19 protein-coding genes are annotated in these 23695 nt (G+C 44.9%); 5 read left to right on the forward strand and 14 right to left on the reverse strand.

The window, feature by feature from the left end; all coding sequences use genetic code 11:
• Positions 1-141 precede the first annotated feature (141 nt).
• From PL85_RS10070 to PL85_RS10080, 3 genes are all read right to left on the reverse strand, one after another.
• Positions 142-1854, reverse strand: a complete 1713-nt coding sequence (locus PL85_RS10070; RefSeq protein ID WP_115340296.1) for an ABC transporter ATP-binding protein — start codon at positions 1852-1854, stop codon at positions 142-144.
• Entirely contained in the window at positions 1847-3502 is a 1656-nt protein-coding gene (locus tag PL85_RS10075) for an ABC transporter ATP-binding protein (RefSeq protein WP_017046020.1), read from the reverse strand. Before PL85_RS10075 ends, PL85_RS10070 begins: the two co-directional genes overlap by 8 nt.
• Positions 3503-3898: 396 nt before the next feature.
• Positions 3899-4942 (reverse strand): GMP reductase, encoded by a 1044-nt coding sequence (locus PL85_RS10080; RefSeq protein WP_019281666.1) that lies wholly within the window; start codon positions 4940-4942, stop codon positions 3899-3901.
• Between the two features lie 566 nt (positions 4943-5508).
• Here PL85_RS10080 and PL85_RS10085 point away from each other — a divergent pair.
• On the forward strand, positions 5509-6510 hold the full coding sequence (locus tag PL85_RS10085) for a 2-hydroxyacid dehydrogenase (RefSeq protein ID WP_115340297.1): 1002 nt from the start codon (positions 5509-5511) through the stop codon (positions 6508-6510).
• A gap of 78 nt (positions 6511-6588) precedes the next feature.
• On the opposite strand, the gene PL85_RS10090 is transcribed toward PL85_RS10085, so the two are convergent.
• The 4 genes from PL85_RS10090 to PL85_RS10105 all read right to left on the reverse strand — a co-directional run bounded on the left by PL85_RS10090 (position 6589) and on the right by PL85_RS10105 (position 9009).
• Positions 6589-7026, reverse strand: coding sequence for a PAS domain-containing protein (locus tag PL85_RS10090; RefSeq protein ID WP_115340298.1), 438 nt, complete (start codon positions 7024-7026; stop codon positions 6589-6591).
• Between the two features lie 2 nt (positions 7027-7028).
• Positions 7029-8033 carry a response regulator gene (locus PL85_RS10095; protein ID WP_019281663.1) on the reverse strand — a complete coding sequence of 335 codons (1005 nt, stop codon included), beginning with the start codon at positions 8031-8033 and terminating at the stop codon, positions 7029-7031.
• A 164-nt stretch (positions 8034-8197) separates the two neighbouring features.
• Complete coding sequence (locus tag PL85_RS10100; protein WP_017046015.1) at positions 8198-8437, reverse strand: hypothetical protein; 240 nt, start codon at positions 8435-8437, stop codon at positions 8198-8200.
• 209 nt (positions 8438-8646) lie between these two features.
• A complete protein-coding gene (locus PL85_RS10105) occupies positions 8647-9009 on the reverse strand; it encodes a hypothetical protein (RefSeq protein WP_026029065.1) in 363 nt (120 codons plus the stop codon).
• Positions 9010-9805: 796 nt separating this feature from the next.
• Between PL85_RS10105 and PL85_RS10110 the strand changes: the two genes are divergently transcribed.
• Together PL85_RS10110 and PL85_RS10115 are read left to right on the forward strand one after the other, a co-directional pair.
• Positions 9806-10015 carry a cold-shock protein gene (locus tag PL85_RS10110; protein ID WP_010318975.1) on the forward strand — a complete coding sequence of 70 codons (210 nt, stop codon included), beginning with the start codon at positions 9806-9808 and terminating at the stop codon, positions 10013-10015.
• Positions 10016-10086: 71 nt separating this feature from the next.
• Positions 10087-10632: a YaeQ family protein gene (locus PL85_RS10115; protein WP_088733503.1), complete on the forward strand. Its 546-nt coding sequence runs from the start codon at positions 10087-10089 to the stop codon at positions 10630-10632.
• A 191-nt stretch (positions 10633-10823) separates the two neighbouring features.
• Here the strand turns inward: PL85_RS10115 and hmpA are convergent, their stop codons facing one another.
• The gene (gene hmpA / locus PL85_RS10120) at positions 10824-12011 is read right to left on the reverse strand and encodes an NO-inducible flavohemoprotein (RefSeq protein WP_115340299.1); all 1188 of its coding nucleotides are present in this window, start codon (positions 12009-12011) and stop codon (positions 10824-10826) included.
• 203 nt (positions 12012-12214) lie between these two features.
• Here hmpA and norR point away from each other — a divergent pair, with 203 nt between their 5' ends.
• The gene (norR, locus tag PL85_RS10125; protein WP_174223883.1) at positions 12215-13801 is read left to right on the forward strand and encodes a nitric oxide reductase transcriptional regulator NorR; all 1587 of its coding nucleotides are present in this window, start codon (positions 12215-12217) and stop codon (positions 13799-13801) included.
• A 93-nt stretch (positions 13802-13894) separates the two neighbouring features.
• Here the strand turns inward: norR and PL85_RS10130 are convergent, their stop codons facing one another.
• From PL85_RS10130 to PL85_RS10145, 4 genes are all read right to left on the reverse strand, one after another.
• A complete protein-coding gene (locus tag PL85_RS10130; protein ID WP_017047149.1) occupies positions 13895-14773 on the reverse strand; it encodes a mechanosensitive ion channel family protein in 879 nt (292 codons plus the stop codon).
• A 210-nt stretch (positions 14774-14983) separates the two neighbouring features.
• Positions 14984-16216: a peptidase T gene (gene pepT, locus PL85_RS10135; RefSeq protein ID WP_094151512.1), complete on the reverse strand. Its 1233-nt coding sequence runs from the start codon at positions 16214-16216 to the stop codon at positions 14984-14986.
• 199 nt (positions 16217-16415) lie between these two features.
• Positions 16416-17624 (reverse strand): NupC/NupG family nucleoside CNT transporter, encoded by a 1209-nt coding sequence (locus PL85_RS10140; RefSeq protein WP_013868046.1) that lies wholly within the window; start codon positions 17622-17624, stop codon positions 16416-16418.
• Between the two features lie 587 nt (positions 17625-18211).
• Positions 18212-20029 (reverse strand): hybrid-cluster NAD(P)-dependent oxidoreductase, encoded by a 1818-nt coding sequence (locus PL85_RS10145; RefSeq protein WP_115340301.1) that lies wholly within the window; start codon positions 20027-20029, stop codon positions 18212-18214.
• A 208-nt stretch (positions 20030-20237) separates the two neighbouring features.
• Here PL85_RS10145 and pyrC point away from each other — a divergent pair, with 208 nt between their 5' ends.
• The gene (pyrC, locus tag PL85_RS10150; RefSeq protein WP_115340302.1) at positions 20238-21266 is read left to right on the forward strand and encodes a dihydroorotase; all 1029 of its coding nucleotides are present in this window, start codon (positions 20238-20240) and stop codon (positions 21264-21266) included.
• Positions 21267-21333: 67 nt separating this feature from the next.
• Here pyrC and rlmC read toward each other — a convergent pair whose 3' ends face one another.
• Both rlmC and PL85_RS10160 read right to left on the reverse strand, forming a co-directional pair.
• The gene (gene rlmC, locus PL85_RS10155) at positions 21334-22482 is read right to left on the reverse strand and encodes a 23S rRNA (uracil(747)-C(5))-methyltransferase RlmC (RefSeq protein WP_174223884.1); all 1149 of its coding nucleotides are present in this window, start codon (positions 22480-22482) and stop codon (positions 21334-21336) included.
• A gap of 88 nt (positions 22483-22570) precedes the next feature.
• Positions 22571-23482 (reverse strand): DUF808 domain-containing protein, encoded by a 912-nt coding sequence (locus PL85_RS10160; RefSeq protein ID WP_115340304.1) that lies wholly within the window; start codon positions 23480-23482, stop codon positions 22571-22573.
• Positions 23483-23695 lie beyond the last annotated feature (213 nt).

The following is a 23695-nucleotide window of genomic DNA, read 5'->3' on the forward strand; positions in this document are numbered from 1 at the left end:
TAGCGGCAAATAAGTGAGTCCCCAATCACAGCAATAGACCATGTGATTGGGGCGAAAAAACTCAGCCAAGATGGCGGTAGCTTCACATCGTTAAGGATAAACCGAGCACATATCTTGGCTCGATTTAAGAACCATTTTCCATTAAGCCATTTCGCTCTTTTTACAGAGTTGTGGTTTATAGAGTTGTGGTTTATAGAGTTGTGAGTTGGCTGTTGTAACCTCCTGTTGATACTGCTCAACCTTGCGCAATTGCCCTGCCTCCATCAAATAAACAGTATCAGCTTGCTGAATAGTCTCCAGGCGATGCGCTACGGAAATCACCGTTTTCCCTTGGCAAAGAATCTCAAGCGCTTGCAACACTTGGGCCTGAGTTTGGCTATCCAGTGCGGAGGTAAATTCATCAAGCAGTAAGATAGGCGCATCATGCAATAGCGCTCGCGCAATCGACAAACGCTGCCGCTCCCCGCCAGAGATTTGGTTACCATTTTCGCCAATCCGCGAATCTAGTCCGTGCGGCAACTTAGCCACTAACTCACTCAAACCCGCCGCCTCTACTGCCTCGCACAACACTTGCTCACTCGCTTCGGGTTTGGCCAATAGCAAGTTATCACGTAGGCTACCGCCAAGGAGCTGAACCTCTTGCGTGACATAGGCGATATGTCGATACCAGTGCTCAGTACCTATTTCATCCAAGGTTTTTCCTCCCATAGTTAAGCAACCTTGTGTGGGGATATGAAACACAGCCAACACATCGAGTAAACTACTTTTACCTGAACCACTTTTGCCCACCAGCACAATATGCTCACCCTCCGCCACCTCAAGGTTAACCCCATTGAGTACTGGCTGGTCGTCTAAGCAAAGGTGAATATCCTTGAGTGATAAATCAAAAGTACTGGGTTCTACGCCCTGTGAGGTTTGTTGCGGCGACTGGGAAAGCTGATCTAAACGTGATGCTGCTTTTAGCATATAGCGGAGTAAGGCTGCATACACCGTCATCCGCGCTAGTGGACGAATAGAGACCACGGTGACAACCACAGCAACCAAAAATTGTGAGCGATTCAACCAATCGAGATCCACCAACCACGCAGCCAAAACTAAATTGATCACTAGGCCAAGCTCTAAGATCAGCGTTGCTAACAATACACCACTTCCGCCAAGCCACTCTAATCCTAGTCCCTGATCTTTTTGCTTTTCAATCTGCTGGCAGAGTGGGTCCGCCAATCGCCCACTCTGTCCAAAGCTGCGCAGCATCGGCAAACAGTCTAGGTATTCGAGCAACAAGTTACTACTTTGCACATTGGTATGATGTGTGTGGTCTGCCTGATGGCTAAATCTCCGTTCTACGAGCACTAATACGCTAAACGCTAACCCAAAAATCAGCACTAGAGTCACGGCTAACCAAGGCTGAATCAGTGCAAGTACAATCGTCATGACGATCGGTGTTACCCAAGTTGCGACAAACTCGGTCAGCAGGTGACTGAAAATATCTTCAAACTGTTTGAGATCAGAAGTGAGTAACTTTACTTTTTCACCTAAGCGTTTACCACGCAAAGCCGCCAAGGGTTGAAGACGGATATCGGTCAATAACTGATGACGTAATTGATGGGTGATTTGATAGGCACCAAGAAAACTGAGCTTGGTACTCTGGCCTACTATCCACTGCGCTAAGATCAACGACAGCGCTATCAATAACATGACAGTGAACGGTAATGACTCGGAAGAGAGCAGAAAGGTAAATAACATAATCCAGACCAGTAGCCCAATCAGCTCAGTAGCGACTTTGCCCAGTAAACCAAACCAAAAGTGCTGTGTCTTTGCACCACTATGTTCAATTAAGCGCCTCAGACTATTCATCAGCTTTCTCCTCTAGTTGACCGTTCAACAGTACCAAGCGGCGATCAACCTGCTGAATCTGACTAGCACGGTGGCTAATGATCAGTTGAATCTGAGCTGGTGCATAATGGCGTAACGCCTCAAAAACGCTCTGCTCTGAAAGCGCATCCAAATGGGCCGTTGCCTCATCCAAAATTAGGATCGGTGCTTTAGTGACAGCGGCGCGGATAATCGCCAAACGCTGCATTTCACCACCACTGAACAATCGGCACGCTTCTCCAATTGGGCAATCGAGCTGCTGAGGTAGGCTTTGCACTAACGGTTTAAGCCCAAACCAAGTCAGTAATTGCCAGATTTCATGCTCTTCAACGTGACGTTTCGTTAAGATTAAATTATCGCGTAAGGATCCAGAAAAAAAGACCACTCGCTGATCAACCGAGGCGAGATAATGACTACGGCTCTCATCGTCAATATCAGTTATTGGCTGACCATTGATGTACCAAGCACCCGAAGTAGGCTCCAACTCACCGAGTAACGACGCAAGTAGTGTGCTTTTCCCAACCCCAGACGCTCCCTCAATCGTTATGCGTTGTCCGGGATACGCTTTCAAATTCACCTGTTGCAATACGGCAACCTTTGGGTCGCGAGCCACAACAAGGTCACGGCACTCAAGAAGCATCAAAGACGAGGGGTAATGGAAAGGATGAGACTCAGGCTCACCGCATAAGGGAAGGATTCTGTCTATGGCAATGAACGATTGCTGAATTTGCGCAAACACTTGCGTTAAGTCTAACCACGGTTTAAGCAATCCCACACTCACGCATGCCACCATCACCAAATCAATGAGGGTTAATTGGCCCGTATTGGCGAGCATGATGGCAACAGGCAACACCAAGATCAGCGAAATTTGTGCCAGCGTGACGAATGTCACCCAAGCGCTAACCATCGTTTGAGTGTATCCCGTCACAATCTTATGATGAGATTGTAAGGTTCGGCTGAGTTCAAGGTAGGAATCCGCATCAACTGCAAACAGTTTCATTACACCTATGGTGCGCAGAAATTCCATTTGTGCTTGATGCAGATGAGCGACGATTTGATTATATTTCTGCTGTCTTTCAGCAAATCCACGCATCATCCAAATTTGTGCAGTCATTGCCAACGGCAGTGGCATTAAAGCAATCAGGGCGAGTCGCCAATCAATATAGAATAGCAATCCCACCATAAACAAGGGCATCAGAAGTCCGTTGATGATATCCGTACCATGGTGAGCAATCAGCGGCTCAAGACTCTGGCATTCATCGGTGATGCGCTTTTCAATATCGCCCCGACTCAAGCTGCGCAGTTTATCCATTCTCATCTTGGCTAACGCACGCACTAAGTGTTGCCTTACTTTCTGAATAATGTGATAGGCCGCTAAATGTGCTTGCCATACTGCTAATGCATAAAAGGCGTAGCGACCCATTACCGTCAAACACATCATTAGAAAATAAGCTGTCGCCGATTCGTTATGGTAAATCGCAGTGACGGCTAAATAGAGAAAAATCCAAGAGATAAGCTCAAAGACACTGCATAGAATAGCACTGGTTATCGATAAGGTGACGCGATTTCGCTCACTGAACAACAAGCTTTTCAGCGCCGTCATCCGGCTCATGTGATGCGAGAGCAACATAATAAAGCTCCATAAATGGAGGCTATTTTTGCTGAATATGCATGCCATCGCTAACGCAATTAGGTATAAAATCGTCGCGTTTAGTCGTAACTAGCCCACCACTCAGCAATCGGTATTAGTATATTAGTGGCCACATTCATTAATCCTCAATTGCTCAATATCGTATCAGCATCGCACTAGGTGGCCGTACATCAGTAACCAACCAATTTAAGCGCGCCTTATCGTCAAGTGGTATAGATTACGTTTGGTTGTATAAATCAAAACCAACCGAATCAAATAGAATATATAGGTAATCTTATTGATTGAAACAAACTCATTTGTATAAAAAAGAGCCGCAAAAGCGGCTCAGATTAATTATTGATGTTGAAACATGTCGATACAACCAAATTTCTCAGTTTACTCGCGGCCAAACACGTTATTTTCTTGCTCTTGAACACGGATAAATGTGGTGCGCTTTGTGAGCTCTTTTAACTTAGCTGCACCGACATAAGTACAAGTTGAACGCACACCACCAAGAATATCAGAGATGGTGTCGTGAACGCTGCCACGGAAAGGTAGCAATACAGTTTTGCCTTCCGCTGCGCGGTATTTTGCAACGCCGCCAGAGTGCTTCGCCATTGCAGACTGTGACGACATGCCGTAGAACTTCATGTAGCTCACGCCCTCTTTTTCAAACACTTCGCCGCCAGACTCTTCATGGCCTGCTAGCATGCCACCAAGCATGACAAAATCAGCGCCACCACCAAAGGCTTTAGAAACGTCACCTGCGCATGTGCAGCCACCATCACCAATGATACACCCGCCTAATCCATGCGCCGCATCGGCACATTCAATAATGGCTGAAAGCTGAGGATAACCAACACCTGTTTTCACGCGAGTGGTACAAACCGAGCCCGGGCCGATACCAACTTTTACGATATCCGCACCCGCTAGAATGAGCTCTTCGCACATGTCTCCGGTGACAACATTACCAGCTGAGATCACTTTATCTGGAAATTGCGCACGCACGCGTTGTACGTAATCGACCAAGTGCTCAGAGTAGCCGTTAGCAATATCAACACAAATGAAAATCAGATCGTCACTAAGCGCCATGATATCTTTGGTTTTTTGAAAATCAGCATCAGATGTGCCAGTTGAAACCATCACATGCTTAAGTGTTGATGCATCGGCGTTTTTAACAAACTCAGCCCAATCAGCTACTGAGTAATGTTTATGAACCGCTGTCATTACCTCATGTTCAGCAAGTGATTTTGCCATAGCAAAACTGCCTACCGAGTCCATATTCGCCGCAATAACAGGCACGCCGGACCATTGACGCCCACTATGCTTGAATGTAAAATCGCGGGTTAAATTTACTTGAGAACGGCTTTTTAGTGTTGAACGCTTAGGGCGAAACAGGACATCTTTAAAACCTAACTTAAGTTCTTGTTCGATACGCATTATGTAATTCCTTGATTAATTGACCATTTGTGTCTCTTTTGCAGAGTGCGTAGTACCTTCGTTGGCAGACGTCAGTACATTTTGGACACAAAAAAACCGGAGCGTTGGCAGACGCTCCGGTTTTCAGCATTATAGGCCCGGATTTCTTATCGGCAAGTCTGATATTTGCATTTTTTTTGTGGTACTATCTCGAAACTTTCATATCCGACACTTCTCAAGTTTATCTCTCTCAAATACTCATCGTGTAAATTTTTATTTTTCAATACGTTATTAAAAAACCCATCATTTTAGCAAAATCTTTCATACAATAAGCAAACGTTACCTCGTTCAGTATTGCGCCGAAAATGTGATGAAAATCACACTCATAAAAGAAGTGACTCAGACATTTCTATCGGCGACTTTTACAGATTGTGGTGAATGTTTATCATTAATCCGTCCGTTTTCGATTTTAGTGACATCACCCCGCAACTCCTACCATCCCAAAGACATAGTTATTTTGTGGTTTATTTTCTGTGACATTAAGCGTATTTATAGGTGAAAACTATAAGTCTGATTAGGAAGATAATATGATCAACATTGCATTTTTTAGCGCAAAATCTTACGACGCGAGCTCTTTTTCGAAAATTAATGATGAGACACTCTTCTCGTTACACTTTCACGATTTTCGACTCACCCCAGCCACAGCCAAAATGGCCCAAGGATGCCGTGTGGTGTGCGCTTTTGTAAATGATGACTTAAGCCGCCCTGTACTAAGCCAATTATATGAAAATGGTACGAGGCTTATCGCAATGCGCTGCGCAGGGTTTGATAAAGTCGATCTCGATGCCGCAAAAGAGCTGGGTATTCAAGTGGTGAGAGTGCCCGCATATTCACCAGAATCGGTGGCAGAGCACACAGTAGGAATGATGATGTGTTTGAACCGCCGCTTTCACAAGGCATATCAGCGTACCCGAGACGCTAACTTCTCATTAGAGGGGTTGGTCGGGTTTAACTTCTTCGGTAAAACCGCGGGAGTTGTTGGCACAGGAAAAATTGGTATTGCCACAATGCGTATTTTGAAAGGGTTGGGAATGAAGGTACTGTGCTTCGACCCTTATCAGAACCCTCTGGCGATTGAACTCGGTGCAACTTACTGCAGCCTTGAGGAAATCTACCAACAAAGTGATGTGATTACGCTTCACTGCCCAATGTCGCCAGAGAACTACCATTTACTCAACAGCCACGCATTTTCCCAAATGAAAGATGGCGTGATGATTGTAAACACCAGCCGAGGTGAATTACTCGATTCAGTTGCAGCAATTGAAGCACTGAAACAAGGTCGTATCGGCGCTCTTGGTTTAGATGTTTACGACAATGAAAAGGATCTTTTCTTCCAAGATAAGTCGAATGATGTGATTGTCGATGATGTATTCAGACGCCTATCGGCTTGCCACAATGTACTATTTACGGGACATCAAGCCTTTTTGACTGAAGATGCGCTACACAATATCGCTCAGACAACTTTGGATAACATTCATGCCTTTGCAAACAATCAACGTTGCGGGAATGAGCTTGTAACGCTTGATTAATTGAACCCATCACTAACATGAAGCCTCCTTGATGAAACACCAAAAGGAGGCTTCGAAATCATTAACATCCTGATTCTATCAACGTATTTGTAAAGAGGCTAACGCTTCAGATGTGGCATCCTGTATTGATAAAAACAATGAGTTAATTTTACCCGTCGTGGTTCGCATCGGGTTTAAAGTAATGCTTTGGTACATATAATCGGCTTGCTGAGTGACAGGGCGAACATTACGACATTTGAAGAGATATGGGCGCTGCTGCCAAGTAATAAAACTACGACAGCCTAAGTCATACACAGGTTTAGTTTTGAGCTTAAACCACTCTTGGGGGATTTCAGGAAACAGTTCAAAAATGGTTTTACCAATCGCATCGTGCCCTTGAATACCACTGTGGTGTGTCATGAATCCATTCCAGACTTGTACTTCATAGTCACGATTAATCACGACAAGCCCCATATCGACATTCTGCACCATATCCACCATCCAGTGGAACTGTTCAAATTCTGCAGGGAGATTCATCGTTAAAAATCCTCCATCAAGTACGATAATTTATTGTCTAGCAACGGAAGAGACTCATCGACAAACATAAAGAGCAAGTCACAGCGGATCGTTGTTTGATCAATGTTGTAGCTCACTTCAAACGTCATCGTTTTTTTAAATGATCCAGCGGTTGAATTGATCACAGAGTCAATGGAGATGTGTTGCCCAAGCAATACTGGAGAGCTTTGAAAAAAACGCACCTCCGATTGCTCGCCTAATCCATTCAGAAAGGAACCAACTAATATGTTTGATACATCCATTAACAGTTCTAATTCTTCAAGCTCTTCACTGTCTGCTGGCACTTTCATTAATTTTTTCAGGTCAGAAACACTGGAATCACTCAAAAGCACTAGTGCTTCACCTGCAATGCCTTCACCGCTAAAGCCTTGACATACACCAGAAACTTGATCATTTTCCGCCAAGTCACGAAGTGCCATATGTAGCTCACTCACTTCAAAAATATTGACGTTTGGTAGCGGTAAATGAACAAATACATCAAAGTGTCGCGCCAGAGCATCTGCCGCTCGACCAATCGAAACGTTCGCAACTTCCATATAGATGTCACGACGTTTTAAGATAGGTAGTTCAACAGAGATAGGCGTAACGATACGAGGCTGTGTTGGCGGTTCGACTAACTCTCGTAGTACGCTATTTAACACGTCCTTATCAATCGGCTTTTGAATAAAAGCACGCGCCCCTAACGCCAATACTCGCTCTTTCGCTTTCGGCTGTATATCACCAGAAACAACAACAACAGGTGTTGTCATCCCTCTGCGTTGCATCTCTTCTAGCGTTCCGTAGCCGTCCAGTTCAGGCATAGTTAAATCGAGGAACATTAATTTAAAATCATGCTCTTCAAGATTTTTAATGCCATCTAAACCATGAACTGCGAAAGTAATATCGGCGTTTAGCGAGGCGGGAAGTGAACGAGCCATCTGCTTCCGAGCCAGTGCAGAGTCATCACAGATGAGTACGGGGAAAGACATGTAATCACCTTCTATTTATTAATTCGATAAATAGAGTGTATACCTAAACCTCGCGTAGATGCGAGTTGCGCAAAAAATTAATTAAAAAGTTTTAGGGATTATGAAAGGCTACACACTCAAGCGAAACATCGGTTAGCAAACAGCAATGTTCGCTCATTTCAACCTCATAGTGAGGGCCAGAAGGTCAGTACAGCAATCCGCAACACAATAGCGGTAACAATGAATGCCACTCCCAAGCGGTACCACTTATATTCCTCAATTGACATGGGAATGCGACGATAAAACATCGTGATGACACCTTTCCAGTCATGGCTACGTTTACCATACCGCACAATACTCGTCAGAATAAAAATGATGCCCAGTATTAAGATAACTTTCTCTGCCCAAAATAATCCGATGCCCATAGTACTTCCTTGTTCAGGAGATAAATAATCATTGCCAACAGTGTATATCGAAAAGATGAGTGCCACTCTTGGACAAAAGTCTAAAGTGCAAAAGCACCAAAAGGGCCCAGTGAGGAAGCCCTTTTGCATTAACAGAAATAATTTAGTTCACTATCACATTAACTATCTTACGCGTAAGTTACGCATAAAGACGCTATGTATTAAGTGCGCTACGCGTGATGCGCCGTTGTTTTAGAGATTGCAGATGTTAATTTATCTCGATAACTGAACCAGATGTATGTCACGACAATAGAGAAGAAGAGATACGACAAAGCAAAGATAAAAGGCGATGTGATCAATTGCGCCGATATCCCCCACGCAACACCGATAATGGTCACTGTCAATTTAGCAAGAAGCCCACAGATGAGAAGAAAAAGGGCAAACTCCGGCACTTTAGTACTTCGAAACGCAAACCAGTAACAACTGCCTACTGCGAGTGACGAGATGTAAAGCCCAAGCAAAAATGAATGAAAGTGATCAGCAGAGGCCACACCCGCCGAGACAGACGCCATTAAAATCAGTATTAGTTTCATGTTGTAAACCTCTCTTTTTATGAGAAAGTATCCATTCATTTTCGAAAACTCAGTTTACATACATTTTCCTCCATTAAATAAGAATTTCAAGTTCAAAAAACAAGCAATTTTTCCTTATTGGCTTAGAATAAAACAATTGTTAATCAGTGGTTAACAACAGAAAACCCGAAAATTAGATGGGACATGGCATTACCCAAAAAAACACTTCAAAATGGAACTAATTGTAACAATTATTTAACCGAGTAAATATTTCATTGAAAGTGCAAATTTGTGATGTGTACAGCGCAACGTTCCGAGTTGTCGCCAAAACAACTTGAAGATGCTATTTGATAGGGAAAAATTTCCTCAGTTTTGAGGAGAGTCATTCAGCCCAAAAAGAGAGCCATTAAATAGGAAAGTAAACCTAACCCTTCTCCTCACTCAATGAACGCTGGCCAGTAATAAACGGCTTCAACCATCGAACTCATCTGACCACTAACTCTGGCTAAAACTTCAACTATGTCAATGGGTAATAGAATAGTAATGTTAATTTCAAGCCTCATCATAAGAAAATGCAACATAGAGCATAAAACCTAACAATTTTAAGAAAGTTTTTCGAGTTTTATCGAGTTATGATTGACAAGATAAAAGTTTGAACTAGACTTTGCACTAGCTAGAAAGCAGTTCTTTGTATACACATACGTCTCGTTGGATTACTTGTAACTCCCCCGTCGTGTCGTACGCAATAGCAATCTACTTTTCCACGCTATCCGCGCCGTATTCGGCTGTAAAATTTTTTTTGATTTTGGGTATAAAAATGGCTAACACAGTTACTGGTACAGTAAAATGGTTCAACGAAACTAAAGGTTTCGGTTTCATTCAACAAGAAAACGGTCCAGACGTATTCGCACACTTCAGCCAAATTAAAGGTGACGGTTTCCGCACTCTTGCTGAAGGTCAAAAGGTAGAGTTTGAAGTAGCTCAAGGTCAAAAAGGCCCTCAAGCTGAAAACATCCGCCTAGTATAATTTTTTACTAAGTATTCTAATAGCCAGCAATTTGCTGGCTATTTTCGTTTTTACCTCTTGGCATTCTTCCAATGGCTCTTAAACCGACAATCTATAAGTTCCGTATTGCGCTGACGGATACTAATCGCGATCATTATGACTCTTTAAATCTCACCATTGCTCAACATCCTTCAGAAAGCAACGAACGAATGATGGCGCGCATTTTGGCGTTTTGTCTTAATGCTTCACCCGAGCTAACATTCACTAGAGGACTTTCTTCCATTGAAGAACCTGATCTCTGGCTAAAATCATTAGATGACCAAATTCAGCTCTGGATTGAAGTCGGAGAACCCGATGCTGATCGCATTAAAAAAGCCACACGGCTTGCACAACAGGTGAAAGTCTACAGCTTTAACACGAAATCACAGGTTTGGTGGGAGCAGAACAAGGGAAAGTTCTCTCACCTCAATGTCGATCTATTTCGCTTTGATGCTGCAGCGATTGAAAAACTCTCTACTTCCTTGAACCGAGGTATGGATATTTCAGTGATGATTAGTGGGTCTTCTATCTTTATTGATAGCGATAGCCATTCCGATGAAATTACTTGGCAAGCACTACAAATAAAAAGTGAGCATTAATTCCCAGCTCACTTTTCAGTATCTATACCCAAACAACTTGAAGTTGCAGGTAGACGGCAAGTGAGCTCATCCCCATGAGCATAGATGAACTATGTGATTGGGGTAAGCGAACGTAACCAACACCGCTGCAGCTTTAAATGGGAAGGGTATAGGCCCTTAAAAGAGCCTAGATTGAGATAGCGCTTTATACTTTATAAATAGGCGTGTGGACCAAAGACTTCGTAATGGATACGCTCTCTTGCTACGCCAAGCAATTCAAGCTGTTCAACAATGAACTGCATAAAACCAACGGGGCCACAGATATAAAAATCCCCCTGTGTTAGCGGCAGTTGCTCGCAAACTTCATGCAAGATCATAGAACCTTGCTTGGCTGGTGTTTGCTCACTTTCCAGATACCAGACCACTTGCTGCCATGATGGATGCACCGCCATTAATGTCGCGGTTTCATCAATAAAGGAGTGTTGTGATAAATTGTTGCAAGCATGCAGATACGTCACCTCTTTTTTTCCTACTGACGCAAGCTGTTGAAGTATGGCTTGCATTGGTGTTGCCCCGATACCTGCAGAGATAAGTACAACGGGAGCGAGCTTCTCAACATAGAAAAAATCACCCGCTGGCGCATAAAGTTTCACTCGACTGCCTTTTTCAACATAATCATGTAAATAGTTAGAGACTGTCCCAGGATGTTCAGTATCCACGCCTTCACGCTTCACAGAAATGCGGTAGTTTTTTCCATTAGGTTTTTGTGACAAGGAATATTGACGAATTTCACTGTATGGCGCACCTTCCGGCTTAAGTTCAACCCCAATATACTGACCTACCTGATAATCTAATACCGCTTTACCATCAGCAGGCTCAAAGATAAAGCTAGTGACGAATTCAGACTCTTTCACTTTATCTTGCAACACAAACTCACGCGCATTCTCCCAACCACCGATCGCCTGCTTACGCTGTAAATACAACTCCCCTTCTCTATCAATAAAGACTTGCGCTAAAAAGAGATAAGCCGCCGTCCATGCTGCTTCAACGTCAGGAGTAAAGGCATCGGCAGCAAGCTCTCGCAACGTTTCAATAAGGTGATGACCGACGATTTGATAGTGCTCTGGCTGAATGTTAAAGCTGGTGTGCTTTTGGGCAATACGTTCCACTGCACTGGTTAATGCGGCGAGATTTTCAATATTTTTCGCATACGCGGCAATCGCCTCAAACAGTGCAACGCCCTGACGGCCAGTATGTTGATGGGTCATATTAAAAATATCTTTTAGCTCAGGATTGTGAGTAAACATTCTCTGATAGAAATGAGCCGTAAGCGCTGGCCCGGCAGATTCAAGTAAAGGAATGGTACTTTTGACAATGGCGATGTGTTGATTATTGAGCATATTGAGCTTTCTCCTCAGATTTTATAAATGGCGAATTAGATTCGCTCTGATACTGAAGCTTGTATAGCACAAAGCATACCAACATTAATCTATTGATTTTTAAATAAAAAATAAAAAATCATTAAATGATCAGGTCAAAATAACACTTCAAAAAATGTCATTATGACACTACAATATCCAAAAACATCACCTGAGTGCTTACCATGCAAGATTTTTCCATCTCTACCTTGATTGAAATGACCATAGGACTCGCAAGTGGTTTGAACGATCAAGATAGATTCAATCGCCTGCTTGATGCGATTCGTAAAACCATTCAATGCGACTGTGTGATGCTGCTTTCACGCCAAGGTGATTTGTTAATCCCCCTTGCGATGCAAGGCTTGACTCGCGATACCTTAGGCCGACGCTTTTTAATTGATGAACATCCCCGCTTTCGTGAGATTTGCCACGCTGATGGGCCGGTTATTTTCGATGCGAATTCATCACTACCCGATCCTTTCGATGGTTTATTAATGGATCATGATGGCGACCTTCCCATGCACTCTTGTATGGGCCTGCCCCTTTTGTTTGGTGACAAACTACTCGGTATCTTGACGCTTGATAGCCTTAATCCCAACATGTTTGAGCATATTCCCAAACGCAGCCTAGAAGCGTTGTCGGCAATCGCGGCCTCTACCTTGAAAATGGCACTGACCTTTTCTCAACTTGAAGCACAAGCCAAACAATCACAGCAACGCTTAGAAGAGCTGAATGAAGAAGCATGGGACAGAGAAGGTGGAGAGATCATCGGTTCAAGTACGTCGATGCTGGCCATGAAAGCCGATTTGGAAGTGGTCGCCCCTTCTAATTTCAACATTTTAATCCATGGTGAAACGGGTGTCGGTAAAGAGCTGGTCGCACGAACACTGCACCAACTATCAGCGCGTAAACGCCAACCCCTTATTTATGTCAACTGCGCCGCAATTCCAGAAAACTTGGTCGAAAGTGAACTATTTGGGCATGTCAAAGGAGCCTTTACTGGAGCAGAACGGCATCGCTTAGGCAAGTTTGCATTAGCCGACGGTGGAACCTTATTTCTCGATGAAATCGGTGAACTGCCACTGGCTGCCCAAAGCAAGATTTTACGTGCATTGCAGAACAATGAAATTCAGCCCGTAGGACAAGATCATGTCCAAACTATTGATGTACGGATATTGGCAGCGACAAATCGAGATTTAAAGCAAGAGGTGGAAGCGGGAAGATTCCGAGCCGATCTTTACCATCGACTCAGCGTATACCCTGTTCATATCCCTCCGCTAAGAGAGCGAAATGGTGACGTTACCTTGTTGGCAGGTTATTTTTTAGAGCAAGCGCGTCGCAAGCTCGGTATCACACAGCTCAAAATCGATCCCAACGCACTGGCTGGGTTACTCAACTACTCATGGCCCGGTAATGTTCGCGAATTAGAACACGTGATCAACCGCGCAGCGCTGAAAGCACGAGCCAGACAAGGCTTACAAGCGTTGATCACCGTCAACAGCTACGACATAGGTGAGTTAGATTTCAGCCTACCCCTGGTTAACACGCAAAGTACGTTGAGCGACAAAGAGGTCACAGCGAAGGTGTGGCAACGTGGGCTGCGAGAAGCAACGGATGAATATCAGCGTAAATTGATCAGTGAAGCATTGACCCAATCCGATTTTAATTGGGCAAAAGCGGGAAGATTATTGCAAGTGGATCGCGCGAATCTCACTCGGCTTTCAAAACGCTTAGGGATTTCGGTGAAAAAAACACACGCAATTGAGCGTTAATCTCACTTTCATCACTAATATATCTTTTCTCACCCAAACAGTAATTGCAGGTAAGACGCTCACCATACTGTGTGAGCGCTCATTATTCGGCAGTTAGCTACCCACTTCACTCGGCAGCACTTCTGTTGCAACTAAAGCACGTGGAAATGCGTTTTCATATGCTTGCATAAAGTCTTGGCGGATCAGTTGCTCTAAATGGTTGGCCCGCTCTGTTGGGCAAAAAATCATGAAATGCACGATCTGTTCTCCTGCGGCTGCGCTGCTGATCTGAATGTGCGGCTCAGCACTGGGCAAATCTACACCCGCATGTTTTTCAATCATGCTGTTATAGCGCCTTGCAACATCAATAAAGTGGGCAAAGTGGCTCTCAATCTTTTCATGCATAATCGGTAATAAAGGATACAAATTTACAAATTCAGGCACTACTATCGAAAAGTTATGAAACACATAACGCTTCATAAAATTAAGGTTTTTTACCGGAAACGAGAAGAACATACTGTTTGGCAAGGTCGCAGTTTTTCCAGTGTAGTGGTATTGACCATGATTCAAGTCGATTTCTTGGATCACGGTTGCCATCAAGTTGTGTTCGATCACTTCACCGCTCAGTTTTCCGACTTCAATCCAATCCCCGATACGAAATGAGCGAGAGCTCGCTCGCTGAATTGAACCCGTAAAACACAAGATGATCTCTTTTGATGCGACTACAATGGCGACCGCTATCGCAGTCACTGACAGTGCAAATTCGTTGATCTCCGATTGCCACAATACGAAGAGGATGACCAAAGTAAAGGCAAAGGTGCCATTCTTGGTGCGTGACATCCATTTACGCTGCTTTTCGGTAATCAGTGCGACATCGCCACGAATTTGAGAAAGCACAACTCGCCGCGTCAAAATAATCAACGTCATGATTAAAATACTAAACACCAATTTATGAGTGATAAGAAAGTCCCACACCGCGACCACTTTCTCCATATCAATCCCCTTCTTTTATTTTTATGCATAATGAGCAGCAACACATCTAAGCCACTAGAGAGCAGCAGATTGAGATCGTGTTAGAAATTTTAGAAAGGTATTGTAACTGAGTGAATAGTTAACGTCGGCATAAGGCGCAATTATTATGCGCCCTGTCATAGCTTTGGAAGAGAAACTCCCTTTGAGATTGGCGAAAGGAAAAATTTGTTATCAGTGTTGATTCGCCAACGCTGTCTTTTCAGCCAGTTTTACAATCACGTTTACCGCTTGTTCCATCCCTTCAATGGTAATGAACTCATGAATACCATGAAAATTATAACCGCCAGTGAAAATATTAGGGCATGGCAGGCCCATGAATGAGAGCCTCGCACCATCCGTACCACCTCGAATAGGTTTGATCAGCGGTTCAACATCACAAGCAATCATGGCTTGTTTAGCCAGTTCAATGACTTGTGGATGAGGCTCGACCATCTCTTTCATATTGAAATAGCTGTCCGTCACGACCAACTCAACTCGTCCTTTCTCAAGACGGGCATTTAACTGGTCCACTTGCTGCTGCATAAACACTTTACGAGCTTCCAAGCCTTCTCGTTCAAAGTCTCTAATAATGTAACCCAAGGTTGAGCGAGCCACACTCATCTCTGCGGATTTTAAATGGTAAAAGCCTTGATAGCCCTGCGTGGTCTCTGGGGTTTGATCGGCTGGCATCATAAGCTGAAATTGTGCGGCGATGTTGATGGCATTCACCATTTTATCTTTCGCGGTCCCCGGGTGAACATTCACGCCATAGCAAATGACATCGGCGCTCGCCGCATTGAAGTTTTCATACTCCAATTCGCCCACCGGGCCACCATCAATGGTATAAGCCCACTGTGCGCCAAACTTCTCCACATCAAATAAATCCGCGCCACGGCCGATCTCTTCATCGGGAGTGAAACCGATACAAATATCACCATGTGCGATGCTTGGGTCAGCAATTAACCTCTCAATGGCCGTCATAATTTCAGCGATGCCTGCCTTATTATCGGCACCAAGCAGTGTAGTGCCGTCAGTCGTGATCAGATTGTACCCATGCAGTTGATGCAAATCCGGGTATTGAATAGGTGACAGCACCTCATCCCCTTTACCTAAAGCAATGTCTCCGCCTTGATAATTCTCCACAATTTGCGGCTTAACGTGTTTGCCTGACGCATCTGGCGCGGTATCCATATGTGCAATAAAACCAATCGCAGGAACAGGGTAATCAACATTCGATTGCAACTTCGCCATAACATAGCCGTGTTCATCAACCGTAGCATCGGTTAAGCCTAATGCGATTAATTCTTCATGCAGTGTATGGGCAAACGTCATTTGCCCTACTGAACTCGGGCAACGGCGGCTGGCAGGGTGAGATTGAGTATCAAAAGAGACATAACGCAAAAAGCGTTCAACAAGATTTTCCATAGCAAGCACTCAATAAGTTAGCATGTCAACGTATCGCCTATGTTGGGATACGCAGTTAATTGCAAGCTATACTACGCGCTCATCAGAAACGGAATTTGCTATAAATCAGCTTTTCAGCAATTACTGAGGTGTCAATTCATTCAAAAAAGGGATCAAAAATGCCCACCGTAGTGAGCATTAAGATAAGCAAACAGGGCGTTTAAAGCAGAATGAAAATGCCCGCTAGACATGCACTCATTAAGTTAGCTAGCGTACCTGCAATCACCGCTTTAATACCTAAATTCGCGACTTCTGCACGGCGTTCAGGAGCGATAACCCCGATAGAGCCTAATTGGATCGCGATAGAACCAATATTGGCAAAGCCGCACAGAGCAAAAGTAATAATAACTTGGGTGTGTTCCGACAACAGCGCTTTGTGGTCAACAAAATCAATGAAAGCCACAAATTCGTTCATCACCACTTTTTGCCCAATGTAAGAGCCCGCCATCAAGACTTCATGGCTTGGCACACCAATCAACCAAGCCAGTGGTGAAAATAGATAACCGAACAGCAGTTGTAAGGTAATGCCGTTCAAACCCAATAACTCACCGAAACTTTCAAGCCCAGTGTTAACCATCGCAATCACGCTCACAAATGCAACCAGCATTGTACCGACGGCCACCGCCACTTTCATGCCATTCATCGCCCCGCTCGCCAGTGCGTCAATCACATTACTTTCTTGCGCTTTATCCATCTCAATATTGGTTTGATCAAGTGGAACATCGCGCTCTGGTACGATGATTTTTGCCATCATCAAACTGCCCGGGGCCGCCATAAAACTGGCTGCAATAAGGTATTTAAGCTCAACACCTAGACCGGCATAGCCACCCAACACGCTACCTGCGACAGAGGCCATGCCTCCGGCCATGACGGCAAACAGTTCTGAACGTGTCATGCGCGACAAAAAGGGACGCACAAGCAGTGGTGATTCGCCTTGTGAAAGGAAAATGTTACCCGTAGCAACCAGAGATTCTGCTTTGCTCGTACCTAAAAATTTTTGAATACCACCACCGATAAACTCGATGACTTTTTGCATGATACCAAGGTAATAAAGGGCAGAGATAAGAGCGCTGAAGAAAATAATGATAGGCAGAACACGAACAGCAAAAATAAATCCGGAATCGGCTAAATCACCGAATAGAAAGCGGATTCCTGCATCGGCGAAACCCAGCAAACTCGACACACCGCCGCTGATGCTGGCTAGTGCGCTTTGTCCCCATGGGAAGTAGAGCACCAGCGCGGCAAAACCAACTTGCAGCAATAAAGCACGTGATACGGTTTTCCAATTGATGAAAGATCGATTTTCAGAGAGCAGGTAGGCGCAAGCGATCAGCGCTAAAATGCCGACGAGGCCAAAAAGAATATTCATTGTATTTACCTAGTTTGAAATTTGGAAATAAGGGTAGAACCAAAAAACTTGGCAAAGGAGGAATCATTGTCCTTTTGTACAACAAAAGCGTGACAAAAAGAGGGGTATGCGAACATATTGTTCATCTAAGATCACCTTATACAAGCAGAGGAACTTAGCTGGTCCAGTCCTTGGGGTCATTCACATTTCCGTGTGACGGCTTGTATGGGTTGAGCACCGGCTCATAACCGGGCGGAAAGTATAGCGAACAAAATGAGAGTTTCATCACATATTTTTACGCAAACGTTCAAGCGCTCATTTATTCGACAGTTATTCTAAAAAAACATCAAACACAGGCAAGATTGGATGGAAAATAAACAAAAAAAATATGGAATTTTCATCACAAATTTAAACTAATTTAACTATATAAAAACGAATAATTGGTATTTCTGCACTTTGCCAACTAGCTTTAAGAGAGTAACTTTGAAGAGACTGAAACGGTTTCGAATAAAAATCACTAGCAACGTCACGCCTCTTGCGGTCAACACTGACCCAAGAGGCATTTTTATTGGACAAAGTCACTGTAGTGCAACAGCGTGAGGCGAAAACTAGTTTACAACCTCAATATCGGTTTCAGGAATACAACAACACGCTAAAGCGAAACCAAGATGACGCTCATGTTCAGGCAGTGCTGGCACGTCAGGTTGATGCACTTTGCCCGACTGCACAGTCACCTTGCACGCACCACAGAACCCTGCTCGGCAACTGTTGGCAATCGCAAGGCCAGCGGCTTCGGCTTGATCTAATAAGGTCGTTTGGTTATTACCCTCAAATACATGGCCATTGACGCTCAGTTGTAACGTTTTCAGCTCAGCTGCGACGGTGTGCGCCACACCAAATGCTTCTTGGTGGTAAGATTCTTCCGCAAGCCCTTTTTTCAACAATAAGCTTTTTGCTTTCTGCATAAAACCATCAGGCCCACACACAAACACTTGGCGAGCAGTCACATGTTGGATTTGCTTAAGATGGGATAAAGAGAGCCGACCTTTCAGCCCCAACCAATCGATGGGAGCTTGAGTAAGCGAAATGAAGACTTTCAACCCCGGATGCCGCTGCTTAAGCGCTTCAAGTTCAACACGGCAAGGAATATCCTCAACGCTGCGACATTGATGATAAAAGACCACATCTTGAATTTGTTGATTATCGGCAAGATAGCGCAACATCGATAACATAGGCGTCACGCCACTTCCAGCCGACAACAGTAACAACGGTTGTTGGTGCTGAGTCGACAGATGAAACGAGCCATCCGGTGATTGCGTGGTCAATGTACTTCCTACCTGCAAGTGATCAAGCAACCAGTTAGAAACTCTACCGCCATCAATACGTTTGACTGAAATCGCTAACCGACCCGGACGCGATGGGCTAGATGACAAAGTGTAGCGGCGCGCCACGTTCTCGCCATCGATCACAACCTCGATTGGTAGATGCTGCCCAGGTTGATAATTTGGCATTTCACCCTTTTTCGGCTCTAGCCAGAACGTGACAAAATCACGCGCAATCGCTTCACGCTCAACACAGGTCATCACATGGTGACTCATGCCCAAATCTCGATAAAACTCTTTCTCTTTGTACTCAAGCACCTCAACGCTGTCGCCAACGAGAATCATCCCCTCATTTTTTGCGACTAGATTTTGCCCAAAAAACACCCCACCTCTTTCGTTAGCGCGAAATTGTGACAAGGTTCTTAGCGGCTCTTTGGTTGGACGAAAAGCCCCTTTATTCACATCAACAGTAGTAAGAATACAGCGTTCGCAAGGTTTTACCGCTTCAAATTCTACCTCACCAATTCGGATCCGCTTCCAGCTGTCTTCAGCGAAAGGCTCATCGGTTCGTACCACTAGATTGGTACGAAATTGATCCATGCTGTGCACTTCAGGGCTGCGGCGATTGAGTTCATCAAGTGAAGCTTGGCTGATGACCAGCACTGGATAGCCATCAGCAAAACTGATATTGTGACCCACTTTTTCACGCATTCGGTTTGATTGATCTCCGGTAAACAGCAACTCAACACGCTGGCCTAACACTTGGCTAAACCAATCATCCGCTTCATCGGTTGTGGTGTAAGCGGTAAAGTTATCGTCCCACACTTGCGCTGGAGAAGGTTGCATTTTGAAATCTGCATAACGCAGTTTTAACGGAGATTGGTTCACCGCCGTGAAGATCAAACCATTCGCAACCAGTATTGAATTCACCTTAACCATATTTGGATACTTACGTGCAGTGACCATTGAACCATCAGCTAACGCGATCATAAAGCGCCGATCAAAAGCCAGCCCCTGTTTTTCAACCCAAGCGGTGGACTGCGCGATACCACCTATCGATTTGACTGGGTAAACGTTAATTTGTGAAAGTTGAGCTGACGACATGGCCTATCCTTATGCTTTTTTGAAGGTATTTTTATAACGCGATGATAATGGAAATCGCCAAAGCTGGCTAACCCTATGGAAAATAAAAGGATGAAATTCACCCCTGTTTCCTCTATCATCCTGTCGCTTAAACGTAAGCGATTGCGCGCACATTAAAAGCGAAGCCCGTTTAAGCTCCAATCAATTTATTTTCCGGTGGGAGCAACCAATGAAAACATTAACAATTACTCGTCCAGACGACTGGCATGTTCACTTACGTGATGGTGATGTGTTGGCCGATACAGTACGAGACATCAGTCGCTACAACGGCCGCGCACTGATCATGCCCAATACGGTCCCGCCGATCACCACCACAGAATTAGCATTAGCGTACCAACAGCGCATCATGGCGCAAAAACCACGTGATTCTTTCAAGCCACTCATGGCGCTTTATCTCACCGATAACACGACACCTGATGAGATCCGCAAAGCCAAAGCTTCTGGCGCTGTCGTGGCAGCCAAACTTTATCCGGCTGGGGCGACCACCAATTCAGATTCTGGCGTAACCTGCGCTCAAAATATTTACCCTGTATTGGAAGCGATGCAAGACGTTGGCATGCTGCTGCTGATTCATGGCGAAGTAACCGCTCACGATGTGGATATTTTTGACCGAGAAAAAGCCTTCCTCGATACAGTGCTTGCTCCTATTGTTAATGATTTCCCAAATCTGAAAATAGTGTTAGAACACATCACCACCGCCGATGCTGCCGAGTTTGTAAAAAATGCGAACCAGAATGTAGCGGCAACGATCACGGCGCACCATCTACTTTATAACCGCAATCACATGCTCGCTGGTGGTATTCGCCCTCATTTTTACTGTTTGCCAATCCTTAAGCGCAACACCCACCAGCTTGCGCTGATTCAGGCAGCGACATCGGGCAATAAGAAATTTTTCTTGGGTACTGATTCTGCGCCTCATGCCAAAGGCAAAAAAGAAGCCGCTTGCGGCTGCGCTGGATCGTACACAGCGCACGCAGCCTTGGAGTTATACGCAGAGGTGTTTGAGCAAGTTGGGAAAATTGGCAACCTTGAAGCGTTTGCCAGTCACAATGGCCCTGATTTTTACGGCCTACCCCGTAATAACGACACCGTTACTTTGGTCAAAGAAGAGTGGCCAGTTGCTGAAAGTATGCCATTTGGCTCAGATATTGTGGTGCCGATCCGCGCCGGTGAAACTGTCACGTGGGCAGTAAAATAGCCCATTAATGCATCAAAAAGGGAAGCCGCGGCTTCCCTCTCTTTATCATTTTTGCACCACACAGCGCTTATCTCGGCTTAGGCTGACGCTCTAACAGCACCATCACTTCGCTATGATCGGTATGTGGAAACATATCAAACCATTGCAGTTTTTTGGGTAAGTAGCCCACCATACCTTGCATATCAGTGATTAGCGTTTGCGGGTTACAGCTTGAGTAAATGATGTGTTTGGGTGATAAAGCCACCAATCGCTCAACTAATTCAATCCCTAAACCACGACGCGGTGGGTTGACTAGCACTAGCTCAGGCGCGGTTGATTGAGCTTGTGAGAATTGGGCAGAATCCAGCGCAGCAAAGTCTAAATTGGTAATGCCCATCGTCTTGGCAGAGCGTTTAGCACTGGCAATCGCTTCTGGTTCAATTTCAATGCCTGTGACTGCCGTGGTTGAGCTGGCACAATGTAGGGCAAAACCGCCCACGCCACAAAACAGATCCCACATGTGACTTGGGTTTATCTCTCTCACCCAATCACTCGCCGCCGCGTACAACTGCTTCGCTACATGCGGGTTGGTTTGGAAAAAACTTTTCGGGCGGATAACCATAGGCACCTGATTAAACTGCTCAATCAAATACTCACGCTCGGTTAAAAAAATCTCTTCTTCACCTTCTAGGCGCGCCATGTGGATGGGTTGAAGGTTAACTGAGGCGACGCGAATGGTTGGAAACTGCGCCTGAAGCCGCGCGAGGTTTTGCTCAACTCGGCCTAAAGCTTCGCGGCTTCTCAGTACAAAACGCAGCATAAACTCACCTGAATATTCGCTGCGTGTGAGCAATATGTATTTGAGTTCGCCTTTCTTCTTCGCTTTATTATAGGGAGGAATGCCCGAGCTACGGATCCAATCTTGTAGATAAGTTAATAGCGCTTGTGTCTCTTGTGGGTAGAGAGCACATTGTACTAACGACACGGGCGTTGATAGCCCATCAACCATGGATTCAACACCCAAAATCGGTGCATGAGCCGTGCCAAGAGCCACCATTTTCGCTTTGTTACGAAACCCCGTCTCTTCACTTATGACAGGTTCTAGCCACTGCTGTGGCATCTGCGTTGAAAACAGCGCTTTTAGTGCCAAATCTTTGCGCTTCACCTGCTCTGAATAAGAAACCGCGCAATGAGTACAAGAACGGCACAGCTGTTGATCAAAAAACGCACACTGCATAATGGGAACTGCCAAAAACGAAAAGCGCTAGTCTATTCGTCTGCGGGCAAATCACCATTCAATATGATTATCATCACCATAAAAAAAATTAATGGGACGGTTTCAATTTACTCACCATCCCCCACACTGTAACCACAGCCAGCCCGGCGAGTAAACCAACGAAACCATTAAGCAAGGTTGGCATCACTACTGCTAATAAAGAGAGTTCAGCAACGGCTGCAATCACAGGTTCAAGCACGTGGTGAATAAAAGGGACGTTGTGCACCACAATGCCACCGCCCACTAAAAACATCGCGGCGGTACCCACTACAGTTAATGCTTTCATGAGCTTAGGCGCGAAACTGATCAACCTTTTACCAAAGCGAGCACGCAGCCCTGCGCCATCTGAAGTGCGCTCTAGGTAGAAACCTAAATCGTCCAATTTCACAATGCCTGCCACCAAACCATAAACGCCGATGGTCATGACCACTGCAATCAAACTCACCACCAAAATTTGTGTCACCATGCCATGGCCTTGCACTGTCCCCAACGCAATCACGATGATCTCGGCCGATAAAATAAAATCGGTCCGAATCGCCCCAGCGACTTTACGTTTTTCATAGTCATCAATCGATACGTCAGTGAGCATGCGCTCATCCGCGTCAGCGGTGCTGTGATGACTGGTATGAAACACTTTTTCTAAGATTTTTTCTGCCCCTTCAAAGCAGAGAAAAAGTCCACCGACTAACAAGAGCGGCATTATCAGCCAAGGGGCTAATGAGCTCATCAGCAAGGCGGCGGGAACCAAAATTAATTTGTTGCGAAATGAGCCTTTAGCCACTGCCCATACCACTGGGATCTCTCGTTCAGCGGCAACACCAGACACCTGCTGAGCATTGAGCGCCAAGTCATCCCCCAATACGCCTGCCGTTTTTTTTGCGGCCATTTTTGACATCAACGCCACATCATCGAGCACGGTTGCAATATCATCAAGAAGGGTAAGTAAGCTCGCGCCTGCCATCATTTTCTCCATTCGCTATTTCGAAGAGCAGAACTGTAACACCAACCATAGCAAGCAATAAACAAGTGTAATGAAAAGTTTCACGTCTCTCTTTGCTAGCTATACCCAAACAACTTGGAGTTGCAGGTAGGCGGCAGTGAGTGAGTCCCCATGAGCATAGGCAAACTATGTGATTGGGGTGAACGAACGTAGCCAACACCGCTGCGGCTTCAA

This window comes from Vibrio anguillarum, from assembly GCF_001989995.2.
GTDB lineage: Bacteria > Pseudomonadota > Gammaproteobacteria > Enterobacterales > Vibrionaceae > Vibrio > Vibrio anguillarum.

Bases quoted from the DNA above. Each gene is read 5' to 3' on its own strand.
- PL85_RS10070 (WP_115340296.1), bottom strand. From the start codon at position 1,854: ATGAATAGTCTGAGGCGCTTAATTGAACATAGTGGTGCAAAGACACAG.
- PL85_RS10075 (WP_017046020.1), bottom strand. From the start codon at position 3,502: ATGTTGCTCTCGCATCACATGAGCCGGATGACGGCGCTGAAAAGCTTG.
- PL85_RS10080 (WP_019281666.1), bottom strand. From the start codon at position 4,942: ATGCGTATCGAACAAGAACTTAAGTTAGGTTTTAAAGATGTCCTGTTT.
- PL85_RS10085 (WP_115340297.1), top strand. From the start codon at position 5,509: ATGATCAACATTGCATTTTTTAGCGCAAAATCTTACGACGCGAGCTCT.
- PL85_RS10090 (WP_115340298.1), bottom strand. From the start codon at position 7,026: ATGAATCTCCCTGCAGAATTTGAACAGTTCCACTGGATGGTGGATATG.
- PL85_RS10095 (WP_019281663.1), bottom strand. From the start codon at position 8,033: ATGTCTTTCCCCGTACTCATCTGTGATGACTCTGCACTGGCTCGGAAG.
- PL85_RS10100 (WP_017046015.1), bottom strand. From the start codon at position 8,437: ATGGGCATCGGATTATTTTGGGCAGAGAAAGTTATCTTAATACTGGGC.
- PL85_RS10105 (WP_026029065.1), bottom strand. From the start codon at position 9,009: ATGAAACTAATACTGATTTTAATGGCGTCTGTCTCGGCGGGTGTGGCC.
- PL85_RS10110 (WP_010318975.1), top strand. From the start codon at position 9,806: ATGGCTAACACAGTTACTGGTACAGTAAAATGGTTCAACGAAACTAAA.
- PL85_RS10115 (WP_088733503.1), top strand. From the start codon at position 10,087: ATGGCTCTTAAACCGACAATCTATAAGTTCCGTATTGCGCTGACGGAT.
- hmpA (WP_115340299.1), bottom strand. From the start codon at position 12,011: ATGCTCAATAATCAACACATCGCCATTGTCAAAAGTACCATTCCTTTA.
- norR (WP_174223883.1), top strand. From the start codon at position 12,215: ATGCAAGATTTTTCCATCTCTACCTTGATTGAAATGACCATAGGACTC.
- PL85_RS10130 (WP_017047149.1), bottom strand. From the start codon at position 14,773: ATGGAGAAAGTGGTCGCGGTGTGGGACTTTCTTATCACTCATAAATTG.
- pepT (WP_094151512.1), bottom strand. From the start codon at position 16,216: ATGGAAAATCTTGTTGAACGCTTTTTGCGTTATGTCTCTTTTGATACT.
- PL85_RS10140 (WP_013868046.1), bottom strand. From the start codon at position 17,624: ATGAATATTCTTTTTGGCCTCGTCGGCATTTTAGCGCTGATCGCTTGC.
- PL85_RS10145 (WP_115340301.1), bottom strand. From the start codon at position 20,029: ATGTCGTCAGCTCAACTTTCACAAATTAACGTTTACCCAGTCAAATCG.
- pyrC (WP_115340302.1), top strand. From the start codon at position 20,238: ATGAAAACATTAACAATTACTCGTCCAGACGACTGGCATGTTCACTTA.
- rlmC (WP_174223884.1), bottom strand. From the start codon at position 22,482: ATGCAGTGTGCGTTTTTTGATCAACAGCTGTGCCGTTCTTGTACTCAT.
- PL85_RS10160 (WP_115340304.1), bottom strand. From the start codon at position 23,482: ATGGCAGGCGCGAGCTTACTTACCCTTCTTGATGATATTGCAACCGTG.